The sequence below is a fragment of the Aurantimonas sp. 22II-16-19i genome (assembly GCF_002088275.1).
Classification (GTDB): domain Bacteria; phylum Pseudomonadota; class Alphaproteobacteria; order Rhizobiales; family Rhizobiaceae; genus Jiella.
Genome location: NZ_AQQS01000011.1, coordinates 23,860 through 39,763, shown reverse-complemented (window position 1 = coordinate 39,763; position 15,904 = coordinate 23,860). Strand labels below are relative to the sequence as shown.

The window sequence follows — 15,904 nt, the reverse complement described above, 5'->3', positions numbered from 1 at the left end:
GAAACCGCGACTTCAGCCCCTAGAACGCGACAGCAGATCGTTCTACACGATCGGCTCACCGGAACCTGTGCTCGTTGCCGACTTCCTCAACGGGGCAATAGTTTCGGCCTTAGTTTTGGACATATCGAGCGAGGGACGATGCTTCCTGCTGACCGTCTATCCATGTCGGCATGATCGAAGAATTGGAGCGGCAAAAGGCCTTCTCGGGAGATTGAAGACGACCTTCATATTGTAAGTGCGCTCTCCAGCCGGGAATTTCTGAAAACATTCGTTCGAAATTGAGCTAAATTGGAGTGCCGAGTTTGGATCGAGAGTAAAGCCGGCGTGTCATTCTTCTCCTCATAGACGAGGAGACGAAGATGCTAACGCGTTCTAAGCTGGTTACCAATCTCACACTCGGGCTTTTTGCCGTTATTCTTTCCTGCACCAATGCGGCGGCGAATCCTTCGTGGATGCCCACAACCGGCACGACATCTCAACCCGTCGGCCACTATGAATTCTGCCAGCAGTATCCGACGGAGTGCCAGCCGAATGCACCGGCAGCCACCCCGGAGCTGACTGCGGAAGTTTGGGAGCAGATGGTCGAGGTGAACAGCTCCGTCAACGCGGCTATCCTCCCGCGAACCGACGAGGAGATGTTTGGCGTCCCTGAGCTTTGGTCCTACCCCACGACCGAAGGCGATTGCGAAGACTATGCGCTCCTGAAGCAGTATATGCTCCAGCGCGCCGGGGTTCCGCGCTCGGCGCTCCTGATCACCGTCCTGCGTCAGCGCAACGGCGCCGGACACGCCGTGCTGACCGTACGGACCGATCAAGGCGACTTCGTGCTCGACAATCTGGATGAGCGTATTCTTGCCTGGAACGAGACGGATTACCTTTATCTCAAGCGGCAGTCGGAGCGGGACGCGGGAAAATGGGTCGCCATTGCCGATGACCGCGACATCCTCGTAGGCAGCATTCGCTGACCGATCTCATCGCGCAGGGGCTGGTCCAAATCCTAGCGCTTGACGCGGGGCGGGGAACCAAAGTTGTAAACCCGACAGTCCCTATTCCGCGGAGCGCGCAATTCAACCCTGAGCGGCTGTGTTCAAATCGAAGCTGACGCGCTGTCGAAATCCCGCCCGAGGAACACCCAAAGGCTGGCAGAAGCGCAGAAGTGAGGATTATGAGAGGGCCGCTCCACCCTCAGGTTAGTGGCGCAAGGCCAACGCTGGTGAGGGCATTCGACCGATGTTTTCAGTCACATCGTTCAATCCTGGCAGATGAAAGCCCCTATCCCTGAACCTCGCCGCATCGATGGCAACGGAAGATTTACCGCCGCTATGGTGATCTGCTTCATTCGTCATGGATGTTGACTTGAGGGAGAGCAGCAGATGATCGATCGGCGGCAGCTTCTGGCCGGCGTGGCCGCATGGATGGTCCTCGCCACCGAGGCCGGCGCGCACGGCGAGTTCCAGCTCGATCCGCAATTCCTGCCCCAGCGCGTACCCTTTTCCGGCTATCGACCCGCCACCATCGTGGTGGACCCCGGTGCAAGGTTCCTTTACCTGGTGAAAGAAGGCGGCTTTGCCCGGCGCTACGGGATCGGCGTCGGCCGGGCGGGATTGCGCTTTTCCGGCGATGCCATTGTCGGACGCAAGGCTGAATGGCCGCGATGGACGCCGACCCCGAACATGATCAAGCGCGAGCCGGGAAAGTACGCGAGATACGCTGGCGGCTTGAAGGGCGGCCCGGGAAATCCGCTCGGCGCCCGGGCCCTTTACCTCTACCGTAACGGCCAGGATACCTTCTACCGGATTCACGGGACCAACGAGCCGTCATCGATCGGCAAGGCGGTCTCGAACGGCTGCATCCGCATGATCAACGACCACGTCATCGACCTTTATGACCGCGTCAGCGTCGGAGCCGAGGTGGTGGTAGTGCGGTGAACGCGTGGATCCCGCATCAGCCCACGACAGACGACGCCATTTTCGATGAGCATAGCCTTCGCCTCAATTTCCAGTGTCTCCTGGGGTAACTGATCGGTCCTACGACGTGGCTGCACCCCGGCGCGAGGTTGCGCCTTCTCTGCCTATCATTGCTGCGATTCCGGTTTATCGACCACGGTGCCGAAAATCAGGTCTGCCGGTGCTGCCTCGCGAGAACTCGGCATCTCGCCTTTCACATCCATCATCTGAATGTCCGCCCCTTGCTTCACCTCGGCCATAATCTGCGGCACAAGGGTTTGAACAAGTTGTTCATGAAGCTGCGGCTTTATCTCCTGCAAAGTCGGCTGCGGAGGGATTCGCCTCTCCTCAACCAAGATTACATGCCATCCGAACGGCGTCTTGACCGGCTCTATCGTAAATTCCCCGGCGTCTAATTCGAACGCAGCCTCATCAAAGGCGGGCACCATCTGCCCTTGTGCAAACCATCCGAGATCACCGCCCACCTGCTTTCCAGACGGATCTGTCGTATTTGCGTTGGCCAGATCCTCGAACTCAGCTCCATTCGTGAGCTGCTCGATAAGCTCTCTGGCCTTGTCCTCGCTCTCCACCAGTATGTGGCGTGCCTTCACCTGCTCCTGTGGTGGATTGTTTGCGAGATAGTCCGCGAAGGCCTCCTGGAATGCCTGGTCGCTCATGCGACGATCCAGTTCGCGCTGTAACCAGACGTCCCCGACAACACGGCGCTCCTCCTCTTTTATGCGCGCCTGCACCTCTGGATCGCTCTGAAGTCCGGCCTCATAAGCCTTCTCCGCAACGAGCCGGACGGCAGCGATCTGTTGGGCCATCTCGGGTATCAGCACCTCGATCGGCACCTGCTGGTACTGTGGCGGCAAGCCGCTGATCACTTCCAAGACCTCGGATCTCATGATCGGCTGACCATTGACCGTCGCCACCACGGCATCGTCGCTCTCCGGCGCATGCTGTTCGGAGGGCGATGAGGACGGGGCGGGTGCCGGCACTTGCGCCATCACCGGCGCAATCATTCCTGCCATCACCGCCGCGGCTGCGAAACCACGAAGGCCAAGAGATGTCATATGATGCTACCCTTCTGAGAGTTGAGCCAGCCTAGATTTGCCTCGCTATCCTGAAAGGTGAGTCTCGCGAGCGGCCGTGGAATAACAAAACTGAACGAAGCGCCGCCATTCAATCCCAGCCACCGCCGAACGTCCGATAAAAAATATGGCGTCCGATCTTGTCGACGCGCTTCATAGCCTGGGCCCACCGCGGGCTGACATAGGTTGCATGGTAATTGGTGGCGGAACCGACGCTCGGAAGCCAGATCTCTCCGTTGGTGACCTTATGGCCGATAAGCTCGGCTGTCTCATAGGCGCGGCGATCAGTGATGCGATCCGCGATGTCATCACACGCGAAAGAGAACTGGCAACGGTTCTTCCAACTCTGATTCTGATAGACGACACCGCAGATGGTATCGGGGTAGGCTGGATTGCGGACACGGTTGAGGATGACCTGCGCGACCGCGGCCTGACCCCTTTCTTCTTCGCCGCGCGCCTCGAAGTAGAGGCCATTGGCAAGGCACGTCTGCTCATCTTTTGCGAAGGCGGAGGCCGGCAGTGGCGTTGCGGCCCAGGAGTGGTCTTCCGGCCCGAGCGGCGGCACGAAGCTCCTCTTCGGCTCACCGAGAACATGATCGAAAGGCGAAAGCTCCGGTCTGACTGCGGGCGCATAGGCAAGCGTCAGGAGCTCGTCCTTCTTACCGGCGGCATCTGCTGCACGTTCACTAGAGCTGGAAGGCAACTGCGCATTGATTTCTCCGTCTCCAGCCTCGGGTGATCGGAGATTGGAGTACCTTGAACGAAAAACCGTGGCGGTCCGGACGCGACCCTCGATCGACTCTGGCCCGGCGAGCGTCGTGCGTACTTGCTCGTCTCCGGTCCCGAGTGCCGGCCGCAGAATGCCTTGACGCCGTATTAAGTTGAGAGAACTTGAGCGGCTATGATCCGCGGCGACGAGAACACGGCCTCCCTTCCCGGAGGAGGTTCTACTGGCTTCAACCATCGAAACTCGAGGCAGGCGTTGCGGTCTTTCTGCAACGCTTGCCGTTATGGTTAGAGATGCGGCTTCCGGGCTAATCTTATGTCGGTCAATAGCCTCTAAACGTTCTTTACCTGCCGATCCTAAACCGTCGAGCGACTGGCTAACCCCTGCAGCTTCTTTGGAAGCGGCGACCCTCTCTAAATGCTGCTCTAGAGCGGCCGCGCCGCGTCCGGACGCTGCTCTTTCCTGGAACGTCGCTTGCTCGCTCGGAATGAGAACTGAAGCGCACGAAATCAAGCCGAACAAGACAGCGCGTTTAACAATTGAGCGGACTGGCAACTTCAAGCCGCGAACTGTCTGTTGTTCCGGTGGTTTCCCATGACGTCCCCCGATCCCCCTCACCGAATGCGGGTCATCATTATCTGTTAACCCTAATCGGCGGTTAACGGGCGCTCGGAGGCGATTGTATGGCACGGCACACGACCGCCGATTGCTCAGGAGCGCACCGACGAGCGGTTGAGACCGAGCGCTGATCCAGATTTGCAAGCTGTTCGACACAGTTTGGCGACAACGTCTCCTTAACCACACTATGTCGAAGCTGGGCGGAACAGCCTTATCGCGCAATAATGGGATGCGCGAACCAGACACGGGTTTAGAGAATGCTGCAAGCGATCAGGATGGCGGGGATCGGGGCGCTGGCCCTCGTGCTGAGCGCATGCGTCTCCAGCGTTCTTGAGGTAGACAGCAAGGCGACACAGCCTATTCCCACAGCGCTCATGGCCGAGATGTCGCGGAAATCCATGTCTCCCTCGGCGCCTATCCTGATCAGGATCTTCAAGCAGGAAAGCGAGTTGGAGATCTGGAAACGCGACCGCAGTGGCCAGTTTGCGCTTTTGAAGGTCTATCCGATGTGCCGATGGTCCGGGAAGTTGGGTCCGAAGAAACAGGACGGCGATCGCCAAGCGCCGGAGGGCTTCTATCATGTTAACGCCGGCATGCTGAACCCAAATTCCCAATACTACCTGTCGTTCAACTTCGGTTACCCAAACCGGCTTGAGGCGGCTCTCGGCTACACGGGCGATGCGCTCATGGTCCACGGAGCCTGCTCGTCATCGGGATGCTACGCGCTGACCGACGAGGGCGTTGCAGAGATCTACGCGATTGCCCGCGAAGCGCTCCAGGGCGGCCAGATCGCCTTCCAGGTTCAGGCGTTTCCGTTCCGAATGACGCCGCAGAACCTGGCGAAGAACCGTAACGATCCGAATTTCGCCTTCTGGACCGATCTGAAGCGTGGAAACGACGTCTTCGAGGTGAGCCGACAGCAACCCAAAGTCTCGTACTGCAGCGGCCGCTATGTCTTTGACACCGAGTTTCAGGGAGGAGAGCCGCGCGACCCTCTGGCGGCATGCCCTCCTTCTGCCAATTCGGCAGAGCCAGTTGTCGCAGGCAGAACCGAGACTGATCTCGCAGCCGCGGAGCAACTGTTGGCGAATGGCGCTGCATTCTCGGCCCATGCCTACGCCGACGGCGGCATGCATCCCACCTTCAGGAAGCTGCTCGAGCGGGTTGGGAAGAAAGCGCTTGCCAGGAGGACATCGCTGACGTCGGTCCCGATCAGCCGTCCGGATGCGGCGCTCGCTGATCCGCATTCGCCCCAGGAACAGGAATGAGACCGATGATCGGGATGACCTTGCTCGCTTTCCTTATGTTGCGCCGGTTTGGCTCATCGGCCTAGCGGGATTCATCGCGGTCGTGATCGCGACCTTGAACGTGAAGCTGCTGCTGAACTTTGTATTTGTTTGAGGGTCGTCCCAACCGCCACCGATCGTCGCCTATTGACGCGGGCAGTCCGGTGCCGCAAGCAAATCGAGCTGGGTCAGCGTCCCTGCGAAGCCGTAGTCACCCGTGTCGAAGGCGATTTCTCCGGAGATGCCGTTCTCGAAGAGGGTGTAGGTGGTTTGGAAGAGCGGCAGCCCCTCGGGATCGCTGTCGCTGTTGTAATAGGCCTCATTGACTCTCCAGGCTTGTAGTCCTCTCAGCTCTTCAGGCAACTCGCGAGCGACGCGCTCCGCTGAAGGCGAATCTTCTTCGATCGGAGTGATGAGGGCGGTGGTGGACAGGAGCTTATCGGCCTCGTTGTCGCCGTCAAACAGCCTGGTCTCAACGATGCTCTCACCCGCCTTCGCCTTCTCGACCAGCTCCCGCGTGTGGGCAGACGGAAAGACCGACAGCGGAAGCTGGATGCTGCGGACCTCGGGCTCCTGCAGATCAACCCTTGTCGAGGACCCTGAATTGGTCGCCTGACCCCGGATCACCCACGCCGGAGCGCCATCCACAAAGGTCTTGGTGGTGAAGGTGAAGGTGTTCGCGACGGTATTCTCGGTGGACACCGTCTGCTGGTCGGTCACAACGGTGGCGTCTTCGCGCTCAAACCGGGCAACGAAGCGATAGTCGAGATCGAACGTTCCGCAGGTCCCCTGACGAAGCTCGATCGCGATCCTGCCCGATCCGTCCAGCAGATCCATCGATTTCGACGTCAGGACAAGATCATAAACCGCTCGATGCGGCGCAAGGCTCGCGGCGATCGATCCAGTTGCCGCCAATACGGCAGGGATTGTCAGTAAGAGGCCCATCACATGCGACATTTCTGCTGCCCTCTCTTCAACATCACTCCAGATGTTCCTGCCAGCCAGCTTCTATCGCCGAGCTAGCACTGAAGAGCAACTCTCTCCGCTGCAGTTCTTGAGCGCCAGTCGCGCTCGCTTTCGACGCTTCAACTGTCAGACATTTTTGCGCGAATTTTCTCTTGCTCCTCCAGTCGCTGGAGAAAGTAGCATGCCGGCATGAATGTGGGATCCCCTTCGATGACAACAGCGCTTCATCAAACACGCTACCGCGTCAGCGGCATGGACTGCGCCTCCTGCGCGGCCAAAATCGACACGGCCGTTCGACGCCTGCCCGGTGTGGAGGACGTCGCGGTCTCGGTCGCAGCCGGTACGATGACGGTGACCCATGGCGAGGCGATGTCGGGCGAAGCGCTTGTCCGGCAGGTAAAAAATCTTGGCTACGGCGCATCCGCCGCAGGCACCGGTTCAGGTGAACGGTCTGCGAGAACAGACAGCGCTCACGACCATAAGCATGATCACTGCTCTGGCGAACACCAACACGGCCATGAGCATGGTCACGGCCATGGTCTTCACTCGCATAGCCATGATGATGCCGATGATAAGCCTTGGTGGCGCATGCAGAAGGCGCTGCTGACATTCGCTTGTGGGGCGGCTCTGGCCGTTGCCTATCTCGCTGGGTTGGCCTTTCCTGCCATCGAGCGCTGGGCCTTTCTCCTGGCGCTCGCCGTCGGACTGATCCCGATCGCCCGGCGCGCAATTGTCGCGGCGCGTTTCGGGACACCGTTCTCGATCGAGATGCTGATGACGATCGCTGCCATTGGCGCCGTGATTATCGGCGCCGTGGAAGAGGCGGCGGCCGTCGTGCTCCTCTTTCTCGTCGGTGAGATGCTGGAGGGCGTGGCCACGGGCCGGGCGCGTAAGAGTATCCAGGGCCTGACGGACCTCGTGCCCAAGACGGCGCTGCTCGAACAGGATGGCGGGACGGTGTCGGTTCCTGCTGAAGGGCTCGCCGTCGGCTCCATCATCATGACTCGCCCGGGCGACCGGATCGCGGCCGATGGTGTCATTGTCGAGGGCTCGAGCGAGATCGACGAGGCGCCGGTCACGGGCGAGAGCGTTCCCAAGCGCAAGGGTAACGGGGACACCGTCTTCGCCGGCACGATCAACACCGACGGCGTGCTGCGCGTCAGGGTGACCGCGGCCGCGGCCGACAACACCATCGCCCGCGTGGTGCGGCTGGTCGAGGAGGCGCAGGAGAAGAAGGCCCCGACCGAGCGCTTCATCGATCGCTTCTCGAGGTTCTACACGCCCGGCGTCATCGGCATCGCAGCGCTGACGGCGGTCCTTCCGCCGCTTCTGTTTGGCGAGCCGTGGAACGAGTGGGTTTATAAGGCCTTGGCGATCCTGCTGATCGGCTGCCCCTGCGCCCTGGTCATCTCGACGCCTGCCGCCATCGCTGCCGGCCTGTCCGCCGGCGCCCGTCGCGGCCTCCTGATGAAGGGCGGCGCGGTACTGGAGAACCTCGGCAAGATCACGGCCGTCGCGCTCGACAAGACAGGCACGATCACGGAAGGGCGCCCGAAGGTCGTCGACGTCATCCCGGTCGGCCGGTCCGCGCGCGACGTCATCTCCCTGGCGGCCGCTCTGGAGCAAGGATCCAGCCATCCGCTGGCCTCGGCCATTCTCGATCACGCCAAAACCTCTTCGGCGCCGGTCCCGCCCGCCTTCGATGCACAGGCCATCCCAGGAGAAGGTGTCACCGGCACCGTTGGCGGAGAACTAGTGTTCCTTGGCTCCCCGCAAGCCGCCGCGAAGCGTGTTCCGCTGCAAGACCGGGACCTCACGATCGGTGCCCTCAACCACGAAGGCAAGACGGTTTCCGTACTGCTGGTCGGCAATGCGGTCGCGGGGCTGATCGCCATGCGCGACGAGCCGCGGCCCGACGCAAGGGAGGGCCTCGCCGCGTTGAAGGCGGCGGGCGTGCGCACGCTCATGCTGACGGGCGACAATCGCAGGACCGCCGAAGCTGTTGCGGCCAGCCTCGGGATCGAAGCTCGTGCTGAGCTACTGCCGCAGGACAAGCAAGCGATTGTTCGCGACCTTCAGATGAGCGGCTATCTCGTCGCCAAGGTCGGCGATGGCATCAACGATGCCCCGGCGCTCGCCGCCGCCGACATCGGCATCGCGATGGGCGGGGGAACGGACGTGGCGCTGGAGACAGCCGATGCGGCCATCCTGCACGCCCGGGTCCAAGACATCCCGGACATGATCGCGCTGTCGCGATCGACGATGGGCAACATCCGTCAGAACATCACCATCGCGCTGGGGCTGAAGGCGGTGTTCCTGGTCACGACGCTTCTTGGCATCACCGGCCTCTGGCCTGCCATTCTCGCCGACACCGGCGCGACCGTGCTCGTCACGGCCAACGCCATGCGGCTCCTGGGCTGGAGAGCCCATTGACCGACGCCCTTCTTCGCTCCGGACCTCTCGTTCTCCTGGCGGCCGCCTGCCTATGGCTGATGCTCGCCACCGGGCGAACCTCCTCGGCGGTCGGGCACACGGCTTATGGGTTCGGCGGCACCATCCGTCAGCAAGCCGCCCAGCGACTGTTCCGCGTGAGCATCGTCGGAGCGCTCTTCGGTGCCGGCGGCTATGCGATCGGTCTCGAATGGGCGGTGTTGCACCCAATGATCGATGTTTCCGCGTCGCTTCGCCTCACCGGGCTGGCGATAGCGCTCCTGGGATCGGGCCTGACGGCGATCGCGCAGTCGAACATGGGGCGGCGGTGGCGAGTGGGTGTTCCGGAGAGGGCTCCGGACGCGCTGGTCACGACCGGCCTGTTCGGCATGTCCCGGAATCCCGTGTTTCTCGGCATGCTGATGCTGGCGCTGGGATTGGCCTTGGCTCTGCCGTCCGCTGTGATAGTCGCTTGCACGGTGGCGTTCTGGCTCGCTTGCGAGATCCAGGTGTGGGACGAGGAGATGTTCCTCGAAAACGCCTTCGGGGCCGATTACACGGCCTACCGGCGATCGGTCCGACGCTGGATCTGAAGAAAATCAAAAGGAAGGAAGACACCATGGGTGCGTATCGAAAATTGCTTGTGGCAGGCGCGCTAAGCCTGCTGTCGACCTCTGCGCTCGCGGCTGCGGGCGAGAAGGTCGAGGTGTTCTCGACATCCGGCTGCGGCTGCTGCCTGGGCTGGGTGCGGCATCTGGAAGAAGCCGGATTCGACGTCACCAACGAGAACCTTGCCATGGCGGATCTCTGGGCGAAGAAGACCGGGGCCGGTCTGACGCCGGAGCTGACCTCCTGCCATACCGGGTTCGCTGAGGGTTACGTCCTTGAAGGCCACGTTCCAGCCAGGGACGTCACACGCCTCCTCACCGAGCGGCCCGACGCGATCGGCTTGACGGTACCGGGTATGCCGGCGGGGTCGCCCGGCATGGGCGAGAGTGACGAGCCCTATGATGTTCTGCTTGTCCTGAAGGATGGCTCAACCGAAATCTTTGCCAGCTACCCCCAACCGAAAGGATCGACTGCAGAATGAGATTGCCGATCGCCTTCGCCATATCCGTCGCCCTCACCGGCGTCACCGCTGCGCATGAATTCAAGACGGGAGATCTCGTCATTGATCATCCTTGGTCCCGGACGACGCCATCCGGCGCGCGTACCGGCGCCGGTTACGTGACGGTGACCAACAATGGAACCGAGACGGACAGGCTAGTTGGCGGTTCGGCCGAGATATCGGAAGGCTTCGAACTCCATACCTCGGTAATCGTCGACAGCGTCGCGAAGATGCGTCCACTCACGAACGGCCTTACCATCCCAGCCGGCGCGACGGTAACCCTGGAGCCGGGCGGCACACACGCGATGCTGACAGGCATTAAGGAGCCGATCCAGAAGGGCAAGCCCTTTGCCGGCACGTTGGTTTTCGAACGGGCAGGAGAGGTTCCGATCGAGTTTATGGTCGAGGGCTTCGGCGTGCGCCCCGAAGCGGCAGCGGATGCTCATGGAGGGCACCAACCATGAGCTTTACCGTCTTTCGCTGGATCCTTTGGAGTGCTGTGGTCGTGCTCTTCACAGGGCTTGGCTCGGTTGTGGGGTTGATGTTCCTACAAAGCGCAAGTCAGCGGCCGATCACGCCCGTTAGCTCAACCGGCGTGGCAGACATCGGCGGCGAGTTCACGCTTGTCGATGATGAAGGCCAGCGTCGAACTTGGTCTGACTTTCGTGGCACTCCAGTGGCGCTGTTCTTCGGCTTCACCAACTGCCCCGACGTTTGTCCCACGACCCTAGGAGAGTTGTCAGTGCTTCTCGACGATTTAGGCCCGCAAGGTGATGACCTCCAAGTGGTGCTGCTCTCCGGCGATCCGAAGCGTGACACGCCGGAGCGTTTGAACGAGTATCTGCAATCCTTTGATCCGCGCATCGTTGGCTTGACGGGTGCTGAGGAGGAGGTCGACCGAGCCTTCAAGGTGTTCAAGGCCTATCGGGCGATCGTGCCACTGGATAGCGGGAACTACACCGTCGATCATCCCGCCGGCGTCTACCTGTTCGACCGCAAAGGCGATTTCTTCGGAATCCTGGACAGCCACGAATCAAAGGACGTTCAGCGGCAGAAAATCGAGCGTCTTTTGGCCATTTAGGGCACGTTGGCGGCAATAATTTCGTCCACCGGCCCTAACGACGCCGGAAGGACGTTAGAAACGTGGCGTCCAATCAATTAGCGGTCCGGGGCAGCAACCCTGCATGGATGCAAGAGACAGAATGAAAACAGGAATAACAAATTTGATCAGGATCGCATTACTAGGCGTAGCGGTCGCCTTTGCGGCGGGGTGCGCGTCTACCGGCAGTTCAACCGATACGCCGCCCGTATCCACCGTATCGACTGGGGCGCTCGAGACCGACAGAGCTGCAGCGAATCCTATCCCCACGGCAGATACCCCTTCGGGCGAAGCAGTCCAGGAACTCTATTATCTGGAATTTCGTGCCCGCTCGGCCGAGAGCTATGGTCACACCTTTGCGATGTTCGGCAGAAGAAACGCAAAGGGAGACATTCTCACACGGGAGGTTGCAGGCCTTCACCCCGCTTCGACAAGCGACGTTCCCTACGTGCTCGGGCACATCATTCCCGTTCCCTCTGAGACCGGCCCGAGCGACGGCGATCTTGAAGATCAGTACATGACGGCGCGCTACCGCCTCGACCTGTCGAAGGCCGAATATGACGACGTGGTCGACTATATTCGCGAGCTCCAAGCGAGCTCGCCGGTCTGGCACGCAGTGCTCTACAACTGCAGTGCCTTCGTGGGGGACATCGCCCAATATATGGGCCTGCGCACACCAAGTTCGCTCCTCTTCCCGGAGGCCTACATCAACACGCTGCAGGAATTGAACACATAGGCACCGCCGCAGCGGACGCGGACCGTTACCGTGAACCGCCCCTGAACTCAGCGTAAGGGAGCCGCACATGTTTGGCCGCATAGCCCCGTTGTTGGCAACCACTGCCACTCTTCTCGCTCAGAGCAGCATCGGATTGAGCGCTGGTACGCAGGAACCGCAACGTTCTGCCGAAGTCGTCGTTGAGCACGCGGATCTGATCATCTCTTCAAACTCCGATGATCCGTCGCTGGAGGGCTACCTGGTCATTTGGAATGGGACAGACCAAAGCACCAGCATCACTGACATGCGCAGCAGTGCCTTCGAGGAGATCACGTTCGTCCAGACGGTCAAGACAAAGGGCGAGGCGCGGGTGGTTGTGCAAGAGACCCTCTCGATCCCTGCCCATTCTGAACTGTTGATGCGGCCTGGAGGGGTCTTTCTATCCATCGATCCTGGGAAACTGGCGCTCCGCGTGGGTGAACAGGTCAGTCTGGAAATCCTCTACGCGAACGGTACGTCGGCTGAAGTCGCGGCAATGATCAAGCCTGACGGGGCAGCGCTCGAAGATCACCATCACGGCATGCCGCAGACGGGGCGCCCTTGACGCTGCGCCTGCGGACCTTTGATGGCGGCGCCATCGCCCATTTTCCGAGCCAGATGAATCAATCTCGTCCGTGTCTTAAGCGCAAGGCAACGGCCCTGCTGCTAAGACCTCGATGATGAAGTGCTTCATTCGGCTCATGCTGCTGGCCAATCTCCTGCTCGGATCGGTGAGCCTCGCCCAGCCCGTGCCCGGCTCTTGCAACGATCTGCTCATGCTGGAGCCAAGCGCCGTGGCGCTCCTCGCCATGACGGGCGACGCAGCCGATGACCGAATACCGTCACCGTCCGGACCGAGCGACGCCTTCCCATCCGACAGCTTGCATTGCAAATTTGCCGCCGTTCAGGCTTCCCCGCCCGTCGTCGTCGGCTGTCACCGATCGGTTTCGTCTCCTCTTCCTACCCCGAAAAGCCACGGATCGGGACAAGCGTCGGCCCGTATCGATCGGCCGCCTAATCCTCTGCTGCGGAGGGCGACGGTCTGACGCGAGGCTCTCGTCGTGCCTTCAGGATTGAACGCGACAAAGCCGAGCGCCTGAGCCCTCGCCGAAAGAGCATCCCATCCGCAGCCACCGCTTTCTGGTGCGCCCTGTCGCAGAGCCCGCAAACGCGCGCTTCGGGTCCGGCGAGCACGCTCGTGCTCCACACTGACTTACATTTCGAGGAAATAGCATGATCAATCTCAAAAAGCGGCGGAGCGGGACCGACATGCGTCCGCTGCCGGCTTCTTCACCTCACCAAGGCAGCCTCGCTCACGTCGGCAGCAAGGTCCATCGCCGCGCCTTTCTGATCGGAGCGGCCACCGTCGCCCTCTCGGGCTGCGTCGGCACGCCGACACCGGCGCCCATCATCGTTCCCGAACCGGAACCGGAGCCAATTCGTCCTGCGATGTACCAGGCTCTGCCGAATGAACGCTTTCCGATCCCGGCCGTCAACGTCAGGAAGCTCGAGCCGCATCTCTGGCGGCAGGTCGTCGACTACCCGACGCAGGAGCGCGTCGGAACGCTGGTCGTCGACACACCCGCTAAATATCTCTATCTGGTAAGGGAAGGCGGAAAAGCCATGCGTTACGGGATCGGTGTCGGCCGCGACGGCTTCTCCTGGTCGGGACGTGCTGTCATCGCCTACAAGCGCAAATGGCCGACCTGGACTCCGCCCGCCGAGATGATCGAGCGGCAGCCCGAACTGGCGCCTTACAGTGCCGCCAATGGGGGCATGCCGCCGAGCCTCGACAATCCCCTGGGCGCTCGGGCGCTCTACATCTTCCAGGACGGGCGGGACACCCTCTACCGCGTTCACGGGACCAATCAGGCATGGTCGATCGGACGGGCTGTGTCCTCGGGCTGCATCCGCCTTTTGAACCAAGATGTCATCGACCTCTACGGCCGCGTCCCGGACGGCACACCGATCGTGGTCATTCCCGATCAATCGACGGCGATTTCGACATAGCTTGCAGCAAGCCCGGCCTAGCGGGATCCGCTTAGGCCGGCTCACCGGCGCCGGCCCCTTCAGACTTCCTGTTCCGGGATCAGGTCCCGCTTTGGGACAGACGATCGCCTGCCGACGACCTGAGATACGCGACGGGCGCGAGCACCGCGAGGAGTATCGCCCAGCCCGCGACGGCCAATTGAAGAAGGGCCGGAGAAGCGTTGCCGAGGCCGAAGATGGTCTCCACAAGCTTCAAGGTGAGGAAGCCGGTCGTGACGCCAAGGAGGAGGCCAAGAACGGCATAGACGAAGGCATATATGCCAATCGCCAGATTGTGCAGGGCTCGTCTCATCAGCGCCTTCCATCGAGAAGATCCATGAAGGAGGCCGATAGTTCCTCCAGCCGCTGTAGGAGCAAGCGATATTCCGGGGCTGCGCCGGACTCAAGCGTCGGTCAGGTGGTGCTGACACTGGGAGTGGTCGGCCAGCGTCTGGATGACGCGGCAGTTACAGACCCGGCCGTGTCCGCATTCATCGATCATTCGCTGGAGCTCCTTGCGGAGCAGGTTCAACTGGTTGATCCGGCGATCCACGCCCTTCATGTGATGACGGGCGATCCGATCGGCCTCCTGGCAGGAGGCGTTGGGCCTTTTGGCCATGCTCAAGAGGCCCCGGATGTCCTCGATCTCGAAGCCGAGCTCGCGCGCATGCCGGATGAAGGTGATACGCTCGATCTCCTCTTCCCGGTACTGGCGACGGTTTCCCTCCGTTCGGATCGGAGGTGAGATCAGTCCGATGCCCTCATAGAACCTGATGGTCGTGACCTTCACGCCGCTGCGCTGTGAGGCTTCGCCGATGGAATATCCACGTTTAGCCATTTTTTGCTTGCTCCTCTAGTCGCTGGAGGAACTATCGGCGCGCGAGATATTGTGCAAGGAGCTCAGGGATGACTCTCTTCAATTTGGGACGTTCAGTCGCGGTGCGCTCTGCCCATCCCGCCGAGAAAAAGGCCTGCTGGGTCGCAAGCTGCGCGGCGTTTTCTTCGCCGGCCAAGGGCGAGGAAACCTGATGTCGGCGACCCTCGATGACGCGAAGGCGGCTACGAGGGGCACAAGCGTCGCGCAAACCCGGCCCGCCTCTCCGGCACGGTACGTCTTCGTCGACGTGTGGCGCGGCTTGGCCATCATCGGCGTCGTCCTCTACCATTTCGGCTGGGACCTGAACTTCTTCGGCTTCATCTCGCCCGCAGTGATGTTCAGCGGGCCGGTCACGATCTTCGCCCGCGCCCTTGCCGGCTCCTTCATGTTTCTCGCCGGCGTCAGCCTGGTCCTGGCCCACGAGAGCAACGTTCGCTGGCGCAAGTTTCTTGTACGTCTTGCCAAGCTCGTCGCGGCCGCCGCCGCGATCTCGATCATCACCTATGTCCTGTTCCCCGAAGGGTTCATCTATTTCGGGATCCTCCATGCGATCGCGCTGGCCTCGGTGCTCGGACTTGCCTTCCTGCCGCTTCCGACAGGGCTGATCTTGCTTGCCGCCCTGGTGATGCTCGCGGCGCCCTTCTTCTTTGAGACATCCACCTTCGACACCCGAATCCTCGCCTGGATCGGCTTTGCCGCAAATCCGCCAATGGCGAACGACTTCGTTCCCGTGTTCCCGTGGTTCGGCGTCACGCTCGCCGGGATGGGCTGCACTCGCCTCTTCCTGTCCAGGCAGACGGCAGGACATACATCGCAGAAGCCTGCGGAAGGCGCCCTCACCAGGGCACTGGTGTGGATCGGGAAACGAACGCTGCCGATCTACCTGCTTCACCAGCCCCTTCTGTTCGGCGGTTTCGTCGCTTTCACCCGACTGGCGGCGACCTAGTTTGCCGAAGCCAACACCCATCCTC

Annotated in this window: 17 protein-coding genes; 12 read left to right on the top strand and 5 right to left on the bottom strand. The window is 61.2% G+C overall.

What is annotated here, in order from left to right; translation table 11 throughout:
* The first annotated feature begins 452 nt into the window (after window positions 1–452).
* Window positions 453–965 (top strand): transglutaminase-like cysteine peptidase, encoded by a 513-nt coding sequence (locus ATO4_RS10810; protein WP_245308695.1) that lies wholly within the window; start codon window positions 453–455, stop codon window positions 963–965.
* Between the two features lie 408 nt (window positions 966–1,373).
* Window positions 1,374–1,928: a L,D-transpeptidase gene (locus ATO4_RS10805; protein ID WP_083591532.1), complete on the top strand. Its 555-nt coding sequence runs from the start codon at window positions 1,374–1,376 to the stop codon at window positions 1,926–1,928.
* A 146-nt stretch (window positions 1,929–2,074) separates the two neighbouring features.
* On the opposite strand, the gene ATO4_RS28320 is transcribed toward ATO4_RS10805, so the two are convergent.
* Both ATO4_RS28320 and ATO4_RS10795 read right to left on the bottom strand, forming a co-directional pair.
* Window positions 2,075–3,022 (bottom strand): peptidylprolyl isomerase, encoded by a 948-nt coding sequence (locus ATO4_RS28320; protein WP_083591531.1) that lies wholly within the window; start codon window positions 3,020–3,022, stop codon window positions 2,075–2,077.
* A 109-nt stretch (window positions 3,023–3,131) separates the two neighbouring features.
* Window positions 3,132–4,289, bottom strand: coding sequence for a cell wall hydrolase (locus tag ATO4_RS10795; RefSeq protein WP_245308688.1), 1,158 nt, complete (start codon window positions 4,287–4,289; stop codon window positions 3,132–3,134).
* Window positions 4,290–4,642: 353 nt separating this feature from the next.
* Between ATO4_RS10795 and ATO4_RS10790 the strand changes: the two genes are divergently transcribed.
* Entirely contained in the window at window positions 4,643–5,653 is a 1,011-nt protein-coding gene (locus ATO4_RS10790; protein ID WP_245308687.1) for a murein L,D-transpeptidase family protein, read from the top strand.
* 162 nt (window positions 5,654–5,815) lie between these two features.
* Here the strand turns inward: ATO4_RS10790 and ATO4_RS10785 are convergent, their stop codons facing one another.
* Entirely contained in the window at window positions 5,816–6,628 is an 813-nt protein-coding gene (locus ATO4_RS10785) for a DUF1849 family protein (protein WP_083591529.1), read from the bottom strand.
* Between the two features lie 219 nt (window positions 6,629–6,847).
* On the opposite strand from ATO4_RS10785, the gene ATO4_RS10780 reads away from it, so the two are divergent.
* The 8 genes from ATO4_RS10780 to ATO4_RS10745 all read left to right on the top strand — a co-directional run bounded on the left by ATO4_RS10780 (window position 6,848) and on the right by ATO4_RS10745 (window position 14,038).
* On the top strand, window positions 6,848–9,070 hold the full coding sequence (locus tag ATO4_RS10780) for a heavy metal translocating P-type ATPase (RefSeq protein ID WP_083591528.1): 2,223 nt from the start codon (window positions 6,848–6,850) through the stop codon (window positions 9,068–9,070).
* The gene (locus ATO4_RS10775) at window positions 9,067–9,660 is read left to right on the top strand and encodes an isoprenylcysteine carboxylmethyltransferase family protein (protein ID WP_083591527.1); all 594 of its coding nucleotides are present in this window, start codon (window positions 9,067–9,069) and stop codon (window positions 9,658–9,660) included. Before ATO4_RS10780 ends, ATO4_RS10775 begins: the two co-directional genes overlap by 4 nt.
* Window positions 9,661–9,686: 26 nt before the next feature.
* Window positions 9,687–10,157: a DUF411 domain-containing protein gene (locus tag ATO4_RS10770; protein ID WP_083591526.1), complete on the top strand. Its 471-nt coding sequence runs from the start codon at window positions 9,687–9,689 to the stop codon at window positions 10,155–10,157.
* A complete protein-coding gene (locus ATO4_RS10765; protein ID WP_083591525.1) occupies window positions 10,154–10,639 on the top strand; it encodes a copper chaperone PCu(A)C in 486 nt (161 codons plus the stop codon). Before ATO4_RS10770 ends, ATO4_RS10765 begins: the two co-directional genes overlap by 4 nt.
* Entirely contained in the window at window positions 10,636–11,256 is a 621-nt protein-coding gene (locus tag ATO4_RS10760) for an SCO family protein (protein ID WP_083591524.1), read from the top strand. Before ATO4_RS10765 ends, ATO4_RS10760 begins: the two co-directional genes overlap by 4 nt.
* A 142-nt stretch (window positions 11,257–11,398) precedes the next feature.
* On the top strand, window positions 11,399–12,010 hold the full coding sequence (locus ATO4_RS10755; protein ID WP_245308686.1) for a hypothetical protein: 612 nt from the start codon (window positions 11,399–11,401) through the stop codon (window positions 12,008–12,010).
* 67 nt (window positions 12,011–12,077) lie between these two features.
* The gene (locus ATO4_RS10750) at window positions 12,078–12,593 is read left to right on the top strand and encodes a copper chaperone PCu(A)C (protein ID WP_083591522.1); all 516 of its coding nucleotides are present in this window, start codon (window positions 12,078–12,080) and stop codon (window positions 12,591–12,593) included.
* 668 nt (window positions 12,594–13,261) lie between these two features.
* Entirely contained in the window at window positions 13,262–14,038 is a 777-nt protein-coding gene (locus tag ATO4_RS10745; RefSeq protein ID WP_245308685.1) for a L,D-transpeptidase, read from the top strand.
* 79 nt (window positions 14,039–14,117) lie between these two features.
* Here ATO4_RS10745 and ATO4_RS10740 read toward each other — a convergent pair whose 3' ends face one another.
* Both ATO4_RS10740 and ATO4_RS10735 read right to left on the bottom strand, forming a co-directional pair.
* On the bottom strand, window positions 14,118–14,369 hold the full coding sequence (locus ATO4_RS10740) for a hypothetical protein (RefSeq protein ID WP_083591521.1): 252 nt from the start codon (window positions 14,367–14,369) through the stop codon (window positions 14,118–14,120).
* A 90-nt stretch (window positions 14,370–14,459) separates the two neighbouring features.
* Window positions 14,460–14,894, bottom strand: coding sequence for a helix-turn-helix domain-containing protein (locus tag ATO4_RS10735; RefSeq protein WP_083591520.1), 435 nt, complete (start codon window positions 14,892–14,894; stop codon window positions 14,460–14,462).
* A gap of 49 nt (window positions 14,895–14,943) precedes the next feature.
* On the opposite strand from ATO4_RS10735, the gene ATO4_RS10730 reads away from it, so the two are divergent.
* Complete coding sequence (locus ATO4_RS10730; RefSeq protein ID WP_245308684.1) at window positions 14,944–15,879, top strand: heparan-alpha-glucosaminide N-acetyltransferase; 936 nt, start codon at window positions 14,944–14,946, stop codon at window positions 15,877–15,879.
* Window positions 15,880–15,904: the final 25 nt, after the last annotated feature.

Bases quoted from the DNA above. Each gene is read 5' to 3' on its own strand.
- ATO4_RS10810 (WP_245308695.1), top strand. From the start codon at position 453: ATGCCCACAACCGGCACGACATCTCAACCCGTCGGCCACTATGAATTC.
- ATO4_RS10805 (WP_083591532.1), top strand. From the start codon at position 1,374: ATGATCGATCGGCGGCAGCTTCTGGCCGGCGTGGCCGCATGGATGGTC.
- ATO4_RS28320 (WP_083591531.1), bottom strand. From the start codon at position 3,022: ATGACATCTCTTGGCCTTCGTGGTTTCGCAGCCGCGGCGGTGATGGCA.
- ATO4_RS10790 (WP_245308687.1), top strand. From the start codon at position 4,643: ATGCTGCAAGCGATCAGGATGGCGGGGATCGGGGCGCTGGCCCTCGTG.
- ATO4_RS10785 (WP_083591529.1), bottom strand. From the start codon at position 6,628: ATGTCGCATGTGATGGGCCTCTTACTGACAATCCCTGCCGTATTGGCG.
- ATO4_RS10780 (WP_083591528.1), top strand. From the start codon at position 6,848: ATGACAACAGCGCTTCATCAAACACGCTACCGCGTCAGCGGCATGGAC.
- ATO4_RS10770 (WP_083591526.1), top strand. From the start codon at position 9,687: ATGGGTGCGTATCGAAAATTGCTTGTGGCAGGCGCGCTAAGCCTGCTG.
- ATO4_RS10765 (WP_083591525.1), top strand. From the start codon at position 10,154: ATGAGATTGCCGATCGCCTTCGCCATATCCGTCGCCCTCACCGGCGTC.
- ATO4_RS10760 (WP_083591524.1), top strand. From the start codon at position 10,636: ATGAGCTTTACCGTCTTTCGCTGGATCCTTTGGAGTGCTGTGGTCGTG.
- ATO4_RS10750 (WP_083591522.1), top strand. From the start codon at position 12,078: ATGTTTGGCCGCATAGCCCCGTTGTTGGCAACCACTGCCACTCTTCTC.
- ATO4_RS10745 (WP_245308685.1), top strand. From the start codon at position 13,262: ATGATCAATCTCAAAAAGCGGCGGAGCGGGACCGACATGCGTCCGCTG.
- ATO4_RS10740 (WP_083591521.1), bottom strand. From the start codon at position 14,369: ATGAGACGAGCCCTGCACAATCTGGCGATTGGCATATATGCCTTCGTC.
- ATO4_RS10735 (WP_083591520.1), bottom strand. From the start codon at position 14,894: ATGGCTAAACGTGGATATTCCATCGGCGAAGCCTCACAGCGCAGCGGC.